General features: G+C 42.8%; 16 protein-coding genes. 10 read left to right on the forward strand and 6 right to left on the reverse strand.

What is annotated here, in order from left to right:
* Positions 1-297 precede the first annotated feature (297 nt).
* From BTO09_RS07595 to BTO09_RS07625, 7 genes are all read left to right on the forward strand, one after another.
* On the forward strand, positions 298-3441 hold the full coding sequence (locus BTO09_RS07595) for a sigma 54-interacting transcriptional regulator (protein ID WP_087524209.1): 3144 nt from the start codon (positions 298-300) through the stop codon (positions 3439-3441).
* 183 nt (positions 3442-3624) lie between these two features.
* Positions 3625-4020 (forward strand): hypothetical protein, encoded by a 396-nt coding sequence (locus tag BTO09_RS07600; RefSeq protein WP_087524210.1) that lies wholly within the window; start codon positions 3625-3627, stop codon positions 4018-4020.
* A 41-nt stretch (positions 4021-4061) separates the two neighbouring features.
* Positions 4062-5159, forward strand: a complete 1098-nt coding sequence (locus tag BTO09_RS07605; protein ID WP_087524211.1) for a PAS domain S-box protein — start codon at positions 4062-4064, stop codon at positions 5157-5159.
* Positions 5146-5586: a response regulator gene (locus BTO09_RS07610; protein WP_157663459.1), complete on the forward strand. Its 441-nt coding sequence runs from the start codon at positions 5146-5148 to the stop codon at positions 5584-5586. The genes BTO09_RS07605 and BTO09_RS07610 overlap by 14 nt, the downstream gene beginning before the upstream one ends.
* 302 nt (positions 5587-5888) lie before the next feature.
* Entirely contained in the window at positions 5889-7022 is a 1134-nt protein-coding gene (locus BTO09_RS07615) for an AraC family transcriptional regulator (protein ID WP_087524213.1), read from the forward strand.
* A gap of 105 nt (positions 7023-7127) precedes the next feature.
* Positions 7128-7643: a hypothetical protein gene (locus BTO09_RS07620; RefSeq protein WP_087524214.1), complete on the forward strand. Its 516-nt coding sequence runs from the start codon at positions 7128-7130 to the stop codon at positions 7641-7643.
* Positions 7644-8037: 394 nt separating this feature from the next.
* Complete coding sequence (locus BTO09_RS07625; RefSeq protein WP_087525515.1) at positions 8038-8232, forward strand: cold-shock protein; 195 nt, start codon at positions 8038-8040, stop codon at positions 8230-8232.
* Positions 8233-8314: 82 nt separating this feature from the next.
* On the opposite strand, the gene BTO09_RS07630 is transcribed toward BTO09_RS07625, so the two are convergent.
* Both BTO09_RS07630 and BTO09_RS07635 read right to left on the reverse strand, forming a co-directional pair.
* The gene (locus BTO09_RS07630) at positions 8315-9658 is read right to left on the reverse strand and encodes a Xaa-Pro peptidase family protein (RefSeq protein WP_087524215.1); all 1344 of its coding nucleotides are present in this window, start codon (positions 9656-9658) and stop codon (positions 8315-8317) included.
* Positions 9659-9770: 112 nt separating this feature from the next.
* Positions 9771-11963: an amino acid permease gene (locus BTO09_RS07635; protein WP_087524216.1), complete on the reverse strand. Its 2193-nt coding sequence runs from the start codon at positions 11961-11963 to the stop codon at positions 9771-9773.
* Positions 11964-12071: 108 nt separating this feature from the next.
* Between BTO09_RS07635 and BTO09_RS07640 the strand changes: the two genes are divergently transcribed.
* Positions 12072-12263 (forward strand): hypothetical protein, encoded by a 192-nt coding sequence (locus BTO09_RS07640; protein ID WP_087524217.1) that lies wholly within the window; start codon positions 12072-12074, stop codon positions 12261-12263.
* 77 nt (positions 12264-12340) lie between these two features.
* Positions 12341-12478, forward strand: coding sequence for a hypothetical protein (locus tag BTO09_RS14485; RefSeq protein WP_157663460.1), 138 nt, complete (start codon positions 12341-12343; stop codon positions 12476-12478).
* A 48-nt stretch (positions 12479-12526) separates the two neighbouring features.
* On the opposite strand, the gene BTO09_RS07645 is transcribed toward BTO09_RS14485, so the two are convergent.
* The 3 genes from BTO09_RS07645 to BTO09_RS07655 all read right to left on the reverse strand — a co-directional run bounded on the left by BTO09_RS07645 (position 12527) and on the right by BTO09_RS07655 (position 14618).
* Positions 12527-13750 (reverse strand): cupin domain-containing protein, encoded by a 1224-nt coding sequence (locus tag BTO09_RS07645; protein ID WP_157663461.1) that lies wholly within the window; start codon positions 13748-13750, stop codon positions 12527-12529.
* A 10-nt stretch (positions 13751-13760) separates the two neighbouring features.
* Positions 13761-13976, reverse strand: coding sequence for a hypothetical protein (locus BTO09_RS07650; RefSeq protein WP_157663462.1), 216 nt, complete (start codon positions 13974-13976; stop codon positions 13761-13763).
* Between the two features lie 195 nt (positions 13977-14171).
* Complete coding sequence (locus BTO09_RS07655; RefSeq protein WP_087524220.1) at positions 14172-14618, reverse strand: DUF4199 family protein; 447 nt, start codon at positions 14616-14618, stop codon at positions 14172-14174.
* 263 nt (positions 14619-14881) lie between these two features.
* Here BTO09_RS07655 and BTO09_RS07660 point away from each other — a divergent pair, with 263 nt between their 5' ends.
* Entirely contained in the window at positions 14882-15106 is a 225-nt protein-coding gene (locus BTO09_RS07660; protein ID WP_087524221.1) for a hypothetical protein, read from the forward strand.
* Positions 15107-15136: 30 nt separating this feature from the next.
* On the opposite strand, the gene BTO09_RS07665 is transcribed toward BTO09_RS07660, so the two are convergent.
* Positions 15137-16543 (reverse strand): TolC family protein, encoded by a 1407-nt coding sequence (locus tag BTO09_RS07665; protein WP_087524222.1) that lies wholly within the window; start codon positions 16541-16543, stop codon positions 15137-15139.

A 16543-nucleotide genomic window follows, 5' to 3' on the forward strand; every position in this document is an offset into this window, starting at 1 on the left:
TCGCTAAAACTCATTGACATATCCCCGCAGCCCAGCAGGTCGTTTTTGGAAACGTTTTTAAGATTAGTGAACAAAGAAGACCAATACGCTGAAACAAGCCCATCGCAAAGGATGGGCTTATTTTTTCTAAGAGCCCGATTTTCGGTGTTAATTCGTAAAAAGCACTATCTTTGGCCTGTCCTGATTACATCCCCCCTTTCCGCAAAACAGGGCAAACCCAACTGAAAAACCACACCAAAGCGAACAGAGAAACTGTTGGCCGTTAATTGCTGTTACAGCGCTAGCAATTAGTTTGTTATGCCAAAGGGGCAAAAAGAAAAGACCAAACAAATTCCTACGACTTATTTTCTTAGTAAGTCGCAAGAGAAGTATTTCAATACTGCTGGGTCAGCTCTGCTAGTACTAGAGTTAAAAACGGGTGCGATCTTAGCTGCAAACAAAGCTTTTGAGATTCTTAGCGGCCATAAAGTTGCTGCCTTGCTTAAGGAGCAATGGAAACTGCTCGACACCTTTAGAAATAAAAAACACCGCAAACAATTCAGTAGCTCATTGGCGCAACAAACTGGGAATTTCCCAAAGTTGGTATTCTTCACTACTGCCAATGGCGAGCGGCAGGTTGCTGAGTTGAACAAAGGTGAGGCCATTGCGCGTGGCTACGTGCTCATAACCGTAAGAGAAAGGCGATCACTTGAAGATATAATAGATCTCTTTAATAAGGAGCAACACCTTAAAGGGCAGTTTATTCACGGAATGAGCGATGGGATCGTTATTACAGACCCCAAGGGAAAATGTATCGATGTTAATCCTGCTTATTTGGAGATGACGGGAATCGAACGTCATGAAATTATGGGGCAAATGCCGCCTTATCATTGGGCGGGCGAGTTCTTCGAGGAATTAATTAGTCTGAGGGCGCCAGGCAAAGATTCTGCACAGTCCTCATTTGACGCCAATTTTATTAGAAAAGACGGTAGTCGTTTCCCTGTCTCCATAGCTACTTCGGTTTTATACGATTCTAATGGTAATGTTTCTTCTAACGTCAGTGTTGTTAGAGATCGCAGTAAACTTTCTCGTTCCGAAAACTTGTTAGAAAAACAAAAAGAATTCAGTGATCGAGTCATTCAAGGGCTGCAAGAGGGTCTTGCAATTATCGATGTTTCCGGTGAGTTTTTGGAAACTAATTTTGCCTTTTGCGAAATGTTGGGGTTGGAGCGAAGCGAGATTGTAGGTATGAAGCCGCCATATTCGTATTGGCCTCCCGAACATATAGACGAGATCAAAGAAGCCTTTAGTCAATTAAAAACTGGAAAGGACGAACAATTTCAACTCATCTTTATGCGTAAGAATGGGGAGCGTTTCCCAGTTTGGATCTCTGTTACCCACCTGCGCAATGAGAGGGGTGAGGTCACGACGCATATTGGCACCATTTCAGATATAACGGAACGCTATCAGTATGAGAATAAACTAAGATTGGCCAACGAGTTCTCTAGTTCACTGATAAATTCCTTGCACGAAGGGCTCATGGTAATGGATCTGAATTCTAAGATCATAGATGTCAACCCGGCCTTTTGTGAGATGCTTGGTTTTACAGAATCTGAATTACTCGGAATGCAGATGCCATTCGGTTTCTTACCCAAGGATAATAAAGAGGCTTTCAACGCTTGTTTGGATAAGGTCCTTGCCGGTAAGGCCGATGATCAGATGTATTTCGAGTTTCAAAAGAAAGATGGGGTCAAGTTTCCTATTTCTGCACAAAGTGCTGTCATAAGAGACAAAGAAGGCAATATCATAGCACATTACTGCACCATACAAGACATTTCAGATCAGGTTCGACTCATGGAGCAGAAGACCTTGCTAGCAGAACAATCCGATCGCAAGAAACAAGCTATTCTTGAGCTAGCTGGTTTAGTTGGCAGTGATTATATGACAGCTCTGCAACGCATTACCTCCTTGGCTGCTGAGATATTAGAAGTTGAGCGCGTAAGCGTATGGAAGTTGGACGATGACTTTTCGATGATCGTTTGTGAAGATCTATACAAACGCTCTGAAGACGAGCACGAAGAGGGTATGATACTCACAAGAGTTGACCATCCGGAGTATTTCCACTCGCTGTCTCAAAATAAGACCATAGCCGTAAGTGCTGCGCAGACTCATCCAGCCACACGCAGTTTTGCTACCAATTATTTAATACCCAATGGTATCACATCCATGATGGATGTTTTTGTACAAGGTTTAAATAAGGACCACGGGATTCTTTGCTTTGAACATGTGGGAGAAGCTCGCCAGTGGAAATCCGAAGAGGAACAGTTTGCGACTTCCATTGCCAGTCTGGTGTCTTTGATCATCCAAAGTCAGCAGCGCATAAAAGCAGAAAAAGAGTTACAGGCCGTAAACCAAGAATTGTCAGAAGCCTTTAAGGAATTGAACAAACTCAAGAACCAGTTGCAGGACCAGAACGTTTACCTCAGAAACGAGCTCGATATGGTCTTTAATTTTGAGGAGATGGTTTATGGAAGTGCGGCATTCAGTCAGGTCTTGACAGATCTGGAGCAGGTGGCGCCTACCCCTGCCGGAGTTCTACTTTTGGGGGAGTCGGGAACGGGAAAAGAACTTTTAGCTCGTGCAGTCCACAACTTGAGCGATAGACGAAATAATCCTTTGATTAAAGTGAACTGTGCGGCTATACCACAAGAGCTGATAGAAAGCGAGCTCTTCGGACATAAAAAAGGCTCGTTTACGGGGGCCATTGCCGATAAGATTGGTAAAGTAGAGCTTGCCCATGGAGGAAGTTTGTTCTTAGATGAAATTGGGGAATTGCCACTCAGTATGCAGCCAAAACTCTTACGTTTTTTGCAAGAAGGAGAAATTGAGATGATAGGCGACCCTAAAGTCCGAAAAGTAGATGTTAGGGTAATTGCTGCCACCAATAAAGATCTGAAAGAAGAGGTAGCCAAAAAACGATTCAGAGAAGACCTGTTCTTTAGGTTGAACGTGTTCCCAATTCATGTACCCGCTTTGCGCGAACGTCGGGAGGATATCCCTGTTCTAGTAGAGCACTTTGTAGACAAATACAGTAAAAGCTACCGAAAGAATATTCAGTACATCTCAGACACCACCATGCGTAAAATGAAATCCTACGACTGGCCGGGTAATGTTCGTGAACTGGAGAACATTGTTGAACGAGCGGTAATTCTTTGTAATTCTGATACTTTGAGAATTGTGGAATTTGAGACCCCTGGACAAACAGTAGGTGGAGCGCAGCAAAGAACCATTCAGCAGCAAACATTGTCACTAGATGAAGTGCAGCGCGATCATATCATAAAAGTATTGGAGCATTGTCAGTGGGTGATCGATGGTGAAACGGGAGCCGCACATCGTCTGGGGTTGAAACCCAGCACGCTACGAGATCGCATGAAAAAACTAAAAATACAACGCCCCATTTAACCACGGTATTCCGTGGCAACCTTAAGTTGAAAAAATTAGCCCACGGTTATCCGTGGGCATTTTTTTTGCGCATTATTTTTTTTAAAAATTAAAGCCCTAGTAATCAATAACTTATATTTTTTTTGGCACGCCTTGCACTTTTTGGTACGACTATGGCCTTAATGAAGTCATAACTAGGCAACTATGAATCAAGCTGTAGTATTTGAGAAAGCAAAGTTCTGGCGTGACCAAGATATCCTGTTCATCACATTTCACAATAGGGATATCTGTCACTCCATGCCACTTGCCGCTATGGAACGCTACGTTGATACCATACATGCACTCTGCGAAAACAAACCTACCCCGTTTCTAATTGATGTTACGGATGCTTTAGGTAGTTATTCCATTGCTGCAGCCAAGTATTTTGGCAAGTGCAAGAAACTCGAAAAGATTAGAGTAGCAGAAGCATTTGTTGCAAATAGAATCGGGTCCAAATTGACCATACGCTCCTTTAAGCGTATTTACGATTCTAAAACACCTTACGAGATCTGCGATACCACAAAAGAAGCATTGGCGTATTGCAAACAGTTTGTAAAGTGAATTGAAGCAAGACTTTTGACCAATAAAGGATGTAAAGGATTATGGAGTGGGAAATGGACAATGGCAAGAGTATCTTGGAAGTTGGCAATGTGGCAATGATCATATCCCTAAATGACCAAGGAAGAATAGCGCAGTGGAATACTTGTGCCATGCACAAGTTTGGATTTGAGTCTGCCGAGGTCATGGGGAAGCCACTTGCCAATTTTTTAGTATCGAATAGTAAATCAACTTCAGCGCAAGAGTTGGACCACATGCTGCAAGTGTCTATGGGGGTAGACCATAGCGAGACTAAAGAGTTCACAGGATTGAAAAAAAATGGGTCGCGGTTCCCATTAGAACTCGAACTTCGCACACAGCATACTAACTCTGGGCTCGTCTATACCGTTGTTATGATAGATATATCACGTAGGCGAGCCCTAGAAGTTGATCTCATTAATAAGGCTAAGGCCTTAGACTTGTTGTCCTTTCAGTGTTCTCATGATCTCAAGGCTCCGTATTGTTCGGCCCAAGGTTTGTTGCAGCTACTCAGACAAAAAGATCTCAGCTTGGATGCTTCGGATCTGGTAGACCTCTTGGAATCCAGTTTAAACAGTGGCAAACAACTCTTAGAGGATCTGGCCATGATCTCCATCATTGCCAAGGCTTACAGAAATATTGAGCCTATAGATGTAGATCGGATGTTGCACAGTACTGTATCTAAGCTTCAAATGACCGATTATTTTGAAAAGGTCGACCTAGATGTGGAACTTCAATTAGAAGCAACTCTCTATTCTAACGAGCAACTCTTGGGTTCTTTACTTAAGAATATGGTTCGTTATGTCCAGATGTATTCCTGTTCGGACGACGATCAAGAAAATGACCTAATGAAACTCAGCATTAAAACCAATAGCAAAGAGTCAATAATCACACTTGCATTTAATGGAGCTATCTCTAACCCGAAAGATCCCTTCTGTACAGACGGACTTCAAGAATACACATCTGCCAATGAATCAACACCAGGACTTTGCGTCTATTTGATTCGCAATATTGCATCACTTCTTGACGGAAAACTTCAGTTTGAGATGAACCAAGACCAAAGCTCCTATTTGAGCGTGACCATTCCTAATCCAAAACCCAGTAAGTATTTTGAGAAGTGTTAAACATGTCGTACTCATAGACGATAATAAGGTAGACCGCTTTGTGAGTAAAGGCATGCTAAAGTCTTATGATCCGTCTATACTTACTACCTACTTCTGCAACGGAGCAAGTGGTATCAAGTATTTTAAAGAATTAAACAGATACTTTAAACGGGGATATTGCGTGATTCCAGAAGTGGTGATTCTAGATATCAATATGCCAGAAGTTGACGGCTGGCAAGTACTTGCTGCTTTTGAACGCATGGCGGTATTTAAGCAGTTCAATATAGAAGTGATCATGCTTTCCTCTTCTAGTGACCCGCGTGATATTGCCAGAAGTGCTAAAAGTCCCGTTTGTAAGGGCTATATCACTAAACCTCTCAATGTGGGCAAGCTAAGTGAAGCCATGACTAAGATCAAAGGGAACATCATAGACGAAAGAGCCTCTTAAAGTTTTCATCCCCGCATGCCATGTGATCTCGTTTTTTGATTAGTATATAGGATTAGTGAAAATTGGATTTGCATGCGCAGGAGCCCACCTTTTTTAGGTGGGCTTTTTGATTTGTCGTAACTGATCGGTTCAGCAGTTGGTCGTTGTTGTGTGGTTGTGAATCAGAGAAAAGTAATGGAGAAATACACTACTCTGGCTGTCCAACGATCATTTAGGACACCTTTTTTAAGGTCATTGCACTTGGGCCAAAGTATCTTGCCACATAATTTTACTACTTTTAGTTTATCACCAACTAACTATAAATGGACATTAATGCCATTGTCAATTTTTTGCTGATTGCAGGAGTGATTCAGGGTTTTATCTTCAACCTGGTGACTTTGTTGTTTAGAAAGCGCTTTAGCATTGTGGTTTTATACCTCAATCTTGTGGTGCTCTTTATTTCATTGAATAACCTGCAGGCGTGGCTTATTGAGGTTGGATATTCTTCGGACCTCTTCTATATCAAGAATATGCTTGTGCCATGGTATTTCTTTATTCTTCCCATGTTCTATGCCTTTATTATTCACTTCTTAGAAGTAGATAAGACCATTATTGGTTTTGTGAAATTTGCCATAGTGGTGTTTGTGGCGGAGATCTTGCTCAGATCGGCGGTGATCTATCACGTGTATTACAATGTTCCTGGTCAAGACACGGATCTGATTAGCCAGTATACGATGATAGAGGATATTTTTAATCTGGCCTTGAGTATCGCTATTTTTTACAAGGCCATTGAATTGGTTTTCAAACGGGAGAATGTCTATCAGTCCATGTTGAGCTATGACGACCTTAAGTGGTTAAAACTCTTCTTTAAGGTGGGAGGATTGGTGATGGTCTTTTGGGTTTTCGCCAAGATGGCGGATTTTATGTTCGGCATCAAATGGGGATACAGTGTATTGCGCTTAGGGACCTCCGTATTGCTTTATTGGATAGGTTATCAGGGCTTGTATCGGTACAATATTGTACAAGACAGAATTCAGCTTCGCAAACGCATTGCCACCAGCAACAAGTTTATCGGTATAGGAGCCATAGCGACCTCCAATGTAGACGATAAGCATCGGGAAGAATTTAAAAAGGTCCATGACCTTGTAGTCTCGGAAAAGAAGTATTTAGAACCCGAACTCAGTATGAGTTCTCTGGCAGAAACCCTTTCCATTAGTGCAAGTCATCTTTCTAAATTGGTAAATAATCACAGCGGCTTCAGCTTTTCTGATTATATCAACTCTCTGCGAGTGGAACAGGCCAAGAAACTCTTGGCAGATCCAAATTTTAACAACTATACCATGGTTGCCATTGGCTTGGAATGCGGATTCAATTCACGTTCTACCTTTTATGCGGCCTTTAAGAAATTTACAGCGACTACCCCCACGGAATACCTAAAAAAGGCGGTTACTAGCTAGTCCGAAATTATCGTTGGACGTCCTGTTTTGTCTTATAGCCATTATTTGAGAACTCAAGCTCCAAAGGCTGTCTTACTTTAGATCAACTAACAAAAACAAGGTGTAATGAGAAAGTTTTTTTTACTGCTGATCTTAATATTCAGCATCAGCTTTACCTACGGACAAGAACAAGAAAAGCTCAAGACCTATAAAGTGATGGTCAAAAAAATGGACGGAACCCGAGTGCGAGGCTATTTCATCAAGGCAGACAATAATGGCGTTACGGTAGACGTAAGTAAACGTTTTGAAGAAGACGGCTTAGTCGTAATCGCAGCTGAGGATATTGCTAAAATTAAGCTCCGGAGAAAAGCTTCCATAACTCGTGGGGCACTAACCGGCCTTGCAATAGGTACAGCTGTAGGGGGTCTAGCAGGATATGCCGCCGGTGATGATAGCGGTGGATTCGTTAGTTTCTCAAAAGAAGAAAAGGCCGTTATTTTGGGAACCGTCTTTGGTTTCTTTGGAACTGTAATAGGAACTGTAATTGGTACAAGTCGCAAAAAATTCTATATCTACGGTTCCAACGACAACTATAGAAAGGAATTGCCGATATTGCAACAGTACAATCTTTTGCAAGATTAGAACTTCCGCCGCCATTCTCGTAAGAACCACGCTGTTTTCAGCTCTATTGAAATTGTCTATTTTTAAATTATCCTATAATAATCATTGTTTATAATTTTATTAGGCGTACCTTGCCACCATTATTGGCGATGTGCAGTTATGCATCGCAACGTATTGAGGACAAGTATTTAATGTTCCCAAGGATTTTTTGACAAGCCGTATTTCTTCTAGCAGCAAGTTTTCTTCCACTAGTATTTAGTATCCTTTCTTTCTTCCTTTATCATTTATCACTACTCGTATGGTTTACTTTCTATTTCCTTCGGATTTAGACGTTGCCGATAATCAATTAAACGCAATCAGTATGAAATTGATTCAAATTATTAAACAGGTATTTATTACCACAAAAACAAACAAGATGAAAAAAGGAACTGTAAAGTTTTTTAACAACACTAAAGGATTCGGATTTATTTCTCCAGAAGATTCCAATGAAGATTTATTCGTTCATATGAGCGGTCTTATTGATAACATTAGAGAGAACGATAATGTTCAATTTGAAGTTGCTCAAGGCCGACAAGGTATGAATGCGATCAATGTAGAATTGGTGGACTAAGTTCTTTTAGGGTCTTAAAAAATCCTTTAAAACGATATGAAGCTCACCCTAAAAAGGTGAGCTTTTTTTTATTGCTGATGGGTTAATCTTCTTTAGTGGTGATCAGTATCATCTGCTCTTGAGGAGCAATTAAGTATTCTGCCCCATTTTCGGTAACTACGGCCATCTCTTCTACAGAGATGGTTTTTAAGTTTTCTTGATCCAGTTTCCAAGCATGAAAACCGTCAAAGGCAAATGTCATTCCTGCTTGGAGTTCTTTTTGAGCTGCCGGTCTAACCGAAGGGGCCTGAGAGCCTCCTAGATTCGGACCAACATCGTGGGCCACATATCCTACCGGATGGCCTGTGCTCCACATCACATATTCGGAACCGGCCTTTTCCATAAGCACGCGTTGGGCGCGGTCTACCTCAATACCTTTTACGCCAGGTGCCATGGCATTGAGTGCTGCTCTATTTCCTGCTTTAGCACTTTCCCAGTAGTGTTTCATTTGTTCGGGTAGCTCTGTTTCTCCTGGTTTTAGGACATAGGCAAAACGTTGAATATCGCTTACCCAACGGTCGTATACCTTGATCCCAAAATCGATCTGTATCACATCTCCGGGCATGATCACTTTGTCTGTGGCATGCGAGTGTCCGCGGTCTGGTCCGGAATTTACATTCGGATTTTGGTCGGGTGCCCAACCGTCTTTAACACCGTACTCTGCCATCTTCACTTTTAAAAAGGCAGCAATGTCTGCATCCGTAGAAACACCGGGCACCACTTGTTGGTAAGCCTCAATTTGCCAATCTGCAGTAAGCTGTGCCGCCTTGCGCATTATGGCTACTTCTTCCGGTAATTTAATACTGAGCCATTGGTATACCAGTTCTGTAGAAGAACTTAGCTTTTCACTTGTTTGGCCTAAGAGTTTTTCTAGCTCCAAGCGCTGCGTATAGGACAAGCCATCTGCAGTAGAATTGGTTGCCGAGGAGTTTACCGCTATGGCCTGGAAATTTTTACTTTTAATAAAGTCTGCAGCTTCCTTTAAGGCGGAGTTTCCTCGAGCCACTGGAACTACTTCGTCATGGATCTTTAGATCTGCCAAAGCGGTCGATTCTCCTGAAGGAGAATACACTTTTGAATGGAAACCATCGGCATCTAAATAGAACAAGAAAGCCGCCGTGCCTCCGGCATTTTCTCCGCCGATATGATCGGCTATGGGGTCGTTGTTATTTTCTCTGCAGACCACTATCCAACAGTCCACTCCAGCAGCTTGCATAGCTTTAGGTAGCAATGTATTAATACGTGCCTTGCGAATTTCCGGCCAGGGATTCTCTCCCCAATAGGCAACAGGATCAGCAGTGGTAGCTGTGGCTTCCGCTTGAGGTTGTTCGTTGCAACTCCAAAGCAAGAACAGAGAAAATATGGTAAGTGCTAATTTGTTTCGCATGGCCAGTTGGTTTTTCTAAGAAGCCTAAAAATACTACAGAAAACAGCAAAGACCTAATGCTTTGTTGAATAGCGGAGTGTTTATTAATGACAATTCCGAATCGGCATTCTCACTAAGCCAAAATACTCTCATGACCACTGTCTTTTACAAACAGACAGGACGAATTAGTGGCTTGGGTCATTTCTTCTACAAATTCAAAACGCAGATCGGCGTCCATACCAAAGATATTTAGGTCTGCTCGTGGGGCAGCGGGCAAGATAGCTCTGAAATTACCTACAAAGATCTCGGTCAAAGTTTCCGGTAAACGGGCTAGACTTATGAGTTGTTGCATAAAGTTTTCGGCATTCTCGCGCTGGGATTCATCGGCTATAACCATAACCAACCTGATCTTGGCTTGCCAGTTTTTCATTAGTTTGTATGCGATCAGCGTAGAAAGGTCTAGGTTCCCAATATCCCATCCCAGATTCCAGTTGTCTTTTCTACTGCTGAGCCAAACGTTTATAGTGTCTCGCTGGCCTAAGAGCGCCGTTGGATGCTGCTGATAGACCACACAACCTATTTCCAAACGAATACACTCTTTTATCACAGGCCGGAGCTCTGACTCATAATCGTCATGAGCTTGAAGGTTTAAGAACACTATGTTAGGCCTAAAGAAAGCTCCCAACAAGGCCTGGTTACCGTAGTTGACCCCTTTGGCAAATTCTGTAGTGTTAATAATGGTCCAACTAGAGAATACGTCTTTGTCTCTAAAGGATTGAGCCAGCCTTTCTAGCTGTTCTCCCATAGTGCTGCCTTCCGAGCTAGGTTCTATACCTAAGAGTTTTATGGAGCCTTTAGGATGGGCTATGTTGCGCAGGAAGTCAAAATTACCTCGCGCCCCGGTCAGGTCGCGTACCGGAACCATAAGATTGGGTTTCCAAGCACGTTGCTGCATTTTTTTCATGCCCCAAGTGTGCTTTGCTGCCCATTCCGCAAAAGATACAAAGAGGCCGGAACGCACATCTTCAAAGGGTGTTTCTAAATTCTGACGCGACAAATACCAATAGACCGCCAGAACGATACCAATGGTCACCAGGCTGATCGTCGGGTTGATGATAAACATGGCCAATACCGAGGAGATTAGCCCCAGCCAAGGGATCCATCGCCGTACTTTGAATAAGGGTCTGTAACTGATCAGGCCTAAATTTTGCTCAATGATCACCACTATATTGATCATGGCATAGGTCACTAAAAAGAACAGCGTAACCAAGGGTGCCACAGCATTGAGATTGCGCAGCAGCATAGTTGCAAAGATCAAGATACCGGTTACTATCATGGCATTTCTGGGTTGCCCATTAGCGCTTGTTCCTGCTAAGAACTTTGATTTGGGTAGTACTTGATGCTCTCCCATAGCGAACAGTATTCTAGACGAACCTACCAAAGAGGCCAGAGCCGAAGAGAAGGTTGCGCCTAATATTCCGGCTATGATCAAGGGCCCAACATATGCCTTTTCAATTATGATGTTGTAGTTGCTGATCAGTTCTGTTTCTGATGCGGATCTCGCCAACCAAAAAGCCAATAACATATAGATCACAAAACTCACCCCTATAGCCCAAAGGGTGCCTTTTGGTATGCTTGAGCGCGGATCTTTTAGTTCGCCGGACATATTTGCACCAGCCATAATGCCCGTTGCTGCAGGGAAGAAAACCGCAAAGACCAACCAGAAATTACTGCCTTTGAATCCGTTTTCGGGCGATCCTTTAAAGCTTCCCCAGCTCAAGGCTTCACTGGTAGGGATCTGCATAGAACCATCATAAGCGGCCAATACTACCGATACTAAAGAAGCAATAATGATCACCATAATGATGTACTGGATCTTAATGGCCAGATTGGCACTTATATAGGCAATGGTTATTAGGCCTGCAAAGACGCAGACATCCACCAGAAAGGCATTATGCTCCGGAAATATACCCAGCCAACCCTCTCTAAATCCGAAGATATACATAGTAACTGCCAAGCCCTGTGAGATATAGCGCGGTATACCTAAACTGCCGCCAACTTCGAGGCCCAAAGACTGTGAGATAATCGCGTAAGCCCCGCCGGCGCCTATCCTAATATTGGTTGTAATGGCAGACATGGATAGGGCGGTACAGAGGGTGATCAGAAAAGAAATAATAATGACCAACCAAGCTCCTAGAAGCCCCGCGTTTCCGACGACCCAACCCATCCGCAGATACATAATAACCCCTAAAATGGTCAAGAGCGTAGGGGTAAATACACCTCCAAAGGTGCCAAATTTTTTATGTGCGTTGTTGGCTTCTTGCATAGACAACACAAGATAGCAGAATTAGTCAAACGAGACTTAACAAAATTCTAACAACTCAAACTTGCGATTGGCTGCTATTCTTTTAGGTTAAGGTAAAATTTACGATTAATGAAAATGATAAGTGTACAGCGAAACAGTAAATACGAAAACAGATTCCACCCCAATATGGGAAGGCTCCGAACCCGAGTGATCTATATTAAGAAGTGTGTTTTAGGAGTGCCCGTCAAAACCCTTTACAAATATCGTGAGACTTATTACGGTGAGGTCAAAGCATGCGCAGACTGTGTGCTTAGTGCCTAGTGATTACTGCGGATTTTAACGCGAGCTTAACCTCTTAATTTGCTAGTTATGATTATTTTAAGGTGAAAAAAATAGCCATGAAAAAACCTTATATAATAGATAGACCCCTAGCCGATATGCACGGCGATGGAGTTCGCTTTAACGAACAGCTAAAAAAGCGCGCAGCTAAGCACGTTCAAAGTACGCTAAAAGTCAAGTCACAGAAAACCAAATAGAAAGTCCGACCATTGGCCGGACTTAGCTAATTGCAAAAAGGTTAAGGTCTACAGACTGGTGGCAAATCCGTTTAAGACTTCGGTAGCTCGCTCTTGCCCTAAGGTTTTAGACCTGAGCATTCCTGCTTTGAGCAAGGTCTGCGCTAAATTGATCTTACCCGCGTCGTCTAAAAGCGGCAGATCTTTAAGTTGAAAACTCTTGGTCTCGGTAATGAATTCTATTACAGGCATCAGCGCCGCAGGAAGCGTTACTTCTTTATTGTAGAGGGTTATAGACAGTTCTGTATCGCTTATCTGTTCTACAAAGGACATGCTGTTCTCCTCTACCACCAATTGTGTATCCAAGTTCAAATGATGTATGGCTTCTGCTTGCGCTATAGGGTTCAGTGTGCTGACTCGGAACCTATTCAGCGAATGCTGATATAAATGGTTCAGTCCTGATTGTAGCTCCTGAGGTTGCCCAAGTATACCCAATATCCGCTTGTAGACAGCTTCATATTGCTGCGGATTGTTCCAAAAGTCGGGTTGAAATCCGCGGCGCAGGTCTAGGTGTTCTTGGCTGATTTTGTTGATCTTATCGATCATGAAATCTTGCCAGGTGAAGCCCATAAACCCTGTAGTGATATGGATAGAGCGTTTGTTAGACGTCTTAGCTGCATGCATCAAACCTCTTGGTATATAGAGCAGGTCGCCCGGGTTCATGGTAAACTCGTCAATAACGGCTCCGGGTTGGTGTAATTCCTGTTTGAATCCCTGGTCCTTGATGGCTAATTCAATGGGAGATTCATAGATCTTCCAATCTTTAGAACCTTCTATCTGTAAAATGAACACATCATGGGTGTCGTGATGAATGGTAAACCCCTGACTGGAATTTCCTGGGGTGCAATAAATATTGGTCTGAAAGCGCTGGCCAAAATCCGCAGTAAGCGTATTACACAAGGATTTTAAGGTCTCTACCCGATCTTGTAATTGCGAGAGGATCAAGGTGGCGCCTTCTGAGTATTTCTCAATTACCCGATTAAGGTCGATAATATTGGTTCCTTCTAGGGTCAATTGGTTGGCGTCCAGATCAGAATCTTTGTGGGCCATACGCGTATTGGGCAGGGTGAGTTTTTGGCTCGACACTATATGCTCCAAGGTTGCCGCACTTAAAATGTGATTGAATCGCTCTGGGTCGTCGGCCTTAATGTGTAAGTGCCGTTGCTCAAAATAGTCTTGAAAAAACCTCTCCCTGGTGTAGGGAGAGATTAGAAAATCTAATGAATTCTTCATAGAACAATCATTAATCATTATCACAGAATGTGTTCGGATCTTGCTGTGCGCCCAAATCGGCTACACTACCGGTGTCCGTAGTGGTCGTGGTGCAATCGTCGGACTCTCGACAACTAACTGTCAAAGAGCTAATTGCAATTGCACTGACCAGCGCGTACTTCAAGGACTTAGGAAGCCCTCTTTTAACCGCGGCCTGATCTGTTGAAAATGTCAGTTTGTTTTCCATATCATTCATTTTAAAGATTTCTCAAATCTATTCTGATGGACTGCGGCAAAACATACCCGGTAATGGGGATATTGAAAATTTGGATCTTTTCAAGCCTCTTTATAAGCTGACTTTGATGTATAACTACTCAGTTGCGGCATAAAAAAACCCCTGCTGGGCAGGGGCGATAGACTAAACTAATTCCTAATCCATGAATTATGCGTTTAATCTTTTTGGGTTCAAAGTGTTTTTTAGGAGTTGCATAAAGGTAAGTGAGAGTACTACTGCTGTAGACATTCCCATAAGTACGGTTGACAAGAGTATAACGACAACTCCGTTGGTGTAAGTGAGTCCCCAATTAGATAAGACTGCATTGGCAAAGTCGTTATTGATCTCTAGCATGTAAAAGCCCATAAAGGCAGTAAAAATCAGCGTGGCTACAGCTCCGCTCAAGAATCCGATCTGCCATCCATCGGCATAAGAAAAACTTGAACTGTTTTGTTTAAAGACCTGCATGGCCTTTAGGATCCCGGCACCGTAAATTACTCCGTTGAATATACTCAAGGCAGGATATTCGTGCCATCCTAATAATTTCATGATTAAAAAATAGACGATCAAGGAAAGAGCGATCGCGGCTCCGTATTTTAAATATGTTCGTATCATAGCTTTGTATTTTTGTTTAATTATAATACGAAAAAATTAGACAAAAGTCAAGTAATCAGATGTTAAGCTTTGTTAAAACCCCAGTAATAGTGTAATCTCAGCGGTATTTGTAAGACTAATGAAATAGGTACAATTGTTCAATTGGTGATTGTCCAAGGCGATTGTACCATAAATAATGTTAATAAGTAATTGTGTTTCAATAGGCTTTGTTTAAGTATTTTGCCCCATATTTAAACTGTCTAAAAAGCACACAATTTTTGCGAATGGATATAGTTGAAAAAGCGCTCGAATTCGAGCAAAGAAAGCACTCTTTTAAGACTACATCGGACCGTATTCTCGCTGCGCGAGAAGTAAAGGAGCTGATCTTAGGAGTGAACGAAGTTTATAAACAAAATCGCGACGCCAAACTCATGGAACTTATGAAAAGGCTCACCGTGATTAAACAGAAAATAGAGAAAAGGTTAAAGGGTAAACCCCTAGTAGCCTAACAAAAAATCCGCTTCAACAAGCGGATTTTTTTATAGCTCAATTTCTGTGATACCCAAGGCTTGGAATAACTTAGCAAACCCACTGTAGTATTTCTGTTCGAGCTTTATCTGCTTAACGCGCGCCTCTACCAATTTTTGTTCACGACTGTTTACCAAGAAGACCGAACTTTCACCCAGCTCGAACTTACGGATCTCTGCAGCGAGCATTTGGGTATAGGAATCCACCATATTGTCGTTAATATTGATCTGCGTTCGCAATGAGGACAGCTCTTGTTGCAAAGCATTGACCTTGTTGGCAATACTCACCTGGGCTAGTTCTTGCTCAAAGGCGTTGTCTTGGATCTTGAATTTAGCCATCCGCAGCGCTCCACGCTCTTTGCGCAGAAACAAAGGAAAACTCGCATTGATCCCAAATTTGTAATCATTGCTGTTAAAGGTCTCTGTTCTGTCTGGAGTGGTGCTAAGGGCGTTGAATTCCAGATCTATTCGGGGCAACAAATTGTTGGCCTTGAATTGTCGATCTACCTCTAAAGCCTCGCCTTTGTATTGTAATGATAATAGCTTCGGATGATTACTCAGGTCAAAGGCTTCCACATTCATAGGAGAAACTCCCAAGGTCTGCGCCAAGGTCATTTCCAGATCTATCTCCGGGATCACATCCGGGCGAATCTCCATGGGCACGTTATTGGCTATCCACAAATAATTAGACAGCGTCAAGCGTTTGTTGTTCAGCTCAATTCGCGCCTGCTCTAACAACAAGGAACGGTTCTGAACGGGAATATTGGCCTCCACGGTGTCAATAATTGCCTTATCACCCAACAACGCGCTCGCTCTTACACCTCGAAAGCGTTGCTCGGCATTGCCCAAGAATTCCCTTTGCAGTAGCAGCTTCTTGTAGGCCTGTAACCAATCGAAATAGGCTTCACTTGCCTTGTACAAGAGTTCGTTCACCAAAAGGGTCTGCTCTTGCTTGGACTGTTCTACAAAGAACTTGGCCTGTCGCAGCATGGCACGACGCTCATCGATAAGTAGGCCTTGAGCTACGGAAACCGACAGTCCTGCGTTGTAGAGTCCATTCTCGGGTACAGTTCGCTCCGGATTTAGAAAAACGCCCTCGTTCTCTTCAAAACCTGCTTTAAGTTCAATTCCGTACCAGGTCGGGATCTTAAAGGTAGCATTGAGCAGATCGTAATACTCGCTGCCTTTGAATTGCTTCTGATCGTAATCAACTTCGATCTTCGGGTCAAAACCCCCACGAGCTTTGAGCAGCTCTGCCTCGGCATTGCTCAAAACAAGTTCGGCTTGCTTGGCCACCGGATGGTACTCCTTGACATAGCCCAGATATTCTCTGTAGCTGAGCAAAAGCGTATCCGATTGGGCAAATAAACCCACTGAGCAAAAAAGCAGTATGTAAAACAGATGCAGTTTGTACTTCAT

This window comes from Gilvibacter sp. SZ-19, from assembly GCF_002163875.1.
In the GTDB taxonomy this organism is placed as follows: Bacteria; Bacteroidota; Bacteroidia; order Flavobacteriales; family Flavobacteriaceae; genus Gilvibacter.

Bases quoted from the DNA above. Each gene is read 5' to 3' on its own strand.
- BTO09_RS07595 (WP_087524209.1), top strand. From the start codon at position 298: ATGCCAAAGGGGCAAAAAGAAAAGACCAAACAAATTCCTACGACTTAT.
- BTO09_RS07600 (WP_087524210.1), top strand. From the start codon at position 3,625: ATGAATCAAGCTGTAGTATTTGAGAAAGCAAAGTTCTGGCGTGACCAA.
- BTO09_RS07605 (WP_087524211.1), top strand. From the start codon at position 4,062: ATGGAGTGGGAAATGGACAATGGCAAGAGTATCTTGGAAGTTGGCAAT.
- BTO09_RS07615 (WP_087524213.1), top strand. From the start codon at position 5,889: ATGGACATTAATGCCATTGTCAATTTTTTGCTGATTGCAGGAGTGATT.
- BTO09_RS07620 (WP_087524214.1), top strand. From the start codon at position 7,128: ATGAGAAAGTTTTTTTTACTGCTGATCTTAATATTCAGCATCAGCTTT.
- BTO09_RS07625 (WP_087525515.1), top strand. From the start codon at position 8,038: ATGAAAAAAGGAACTGTAAAGTTTTTTAACAACACTAAAGGATTCGGA.
- BTO09_RS07630 (WP_087524215.1), bottom strand. From the start codon at position 9,658: ATGCGAAACAAATTAGCACTTACCATATTTTCTCTGTTCTTGCTTTGG.
- BTO09_RS07635 (WP_087524216.1), bottom strand. From the start codon at position 11,963: ATGCAAGAAGCCAACAACGCACATAAAAAATTTGGCACCTTTGGAGGT.
- BTO09_RS07640 (WP_087524217.1), top strand. From the start codon at position 12,072: ATGAAAATGATAAGTGTACAGCGAAACAGTAAATACGAAAACAGATTC.
- BTO09_RS14485 (WP_157663460.1), top strand. From the start codon at position 12,341: ATGAAAAAACCTTATATAATAGATAGACCCCTAGCCGATATGCACGGC.
- BTO09_RS07645 (WP_157663461.1), bottom strand. From the start codon at position 13,750: ATGAAGAATTCATTAGATTTTCTAATCTCTCCCTACACCAGGGAGAGG.
- BTO09_RS07650 (WP_157663462.1), bottom strand. From the start codon at position 13,976: ATGGAAAACAAACTGACATTTTCAACAGATCAGGCCGCGGTTAAAAGA.
- BTO09_RS07655 (WP_087524220.1), bottom strand. From the start codon at position 14,618: ATGATACGAACATATTTAAAATACGGAGCCGCGATCGCTCTTTCCTTG.
- BTO09_RS07660 (WP_087524221.1), top strand. From the start codon at position 14,882: ATGGATATAGTTGAAAAAGCGCTCGAATTCGAGCAAAGAAAGCACTCT.
- BTO09_RS07665 (WP_087524222.1), bottom strand. From the start codon at position 16,543: ATGAAGTACAAACTGCATCTGTTTTACATACTGCTTTTTTGCTCAGTG.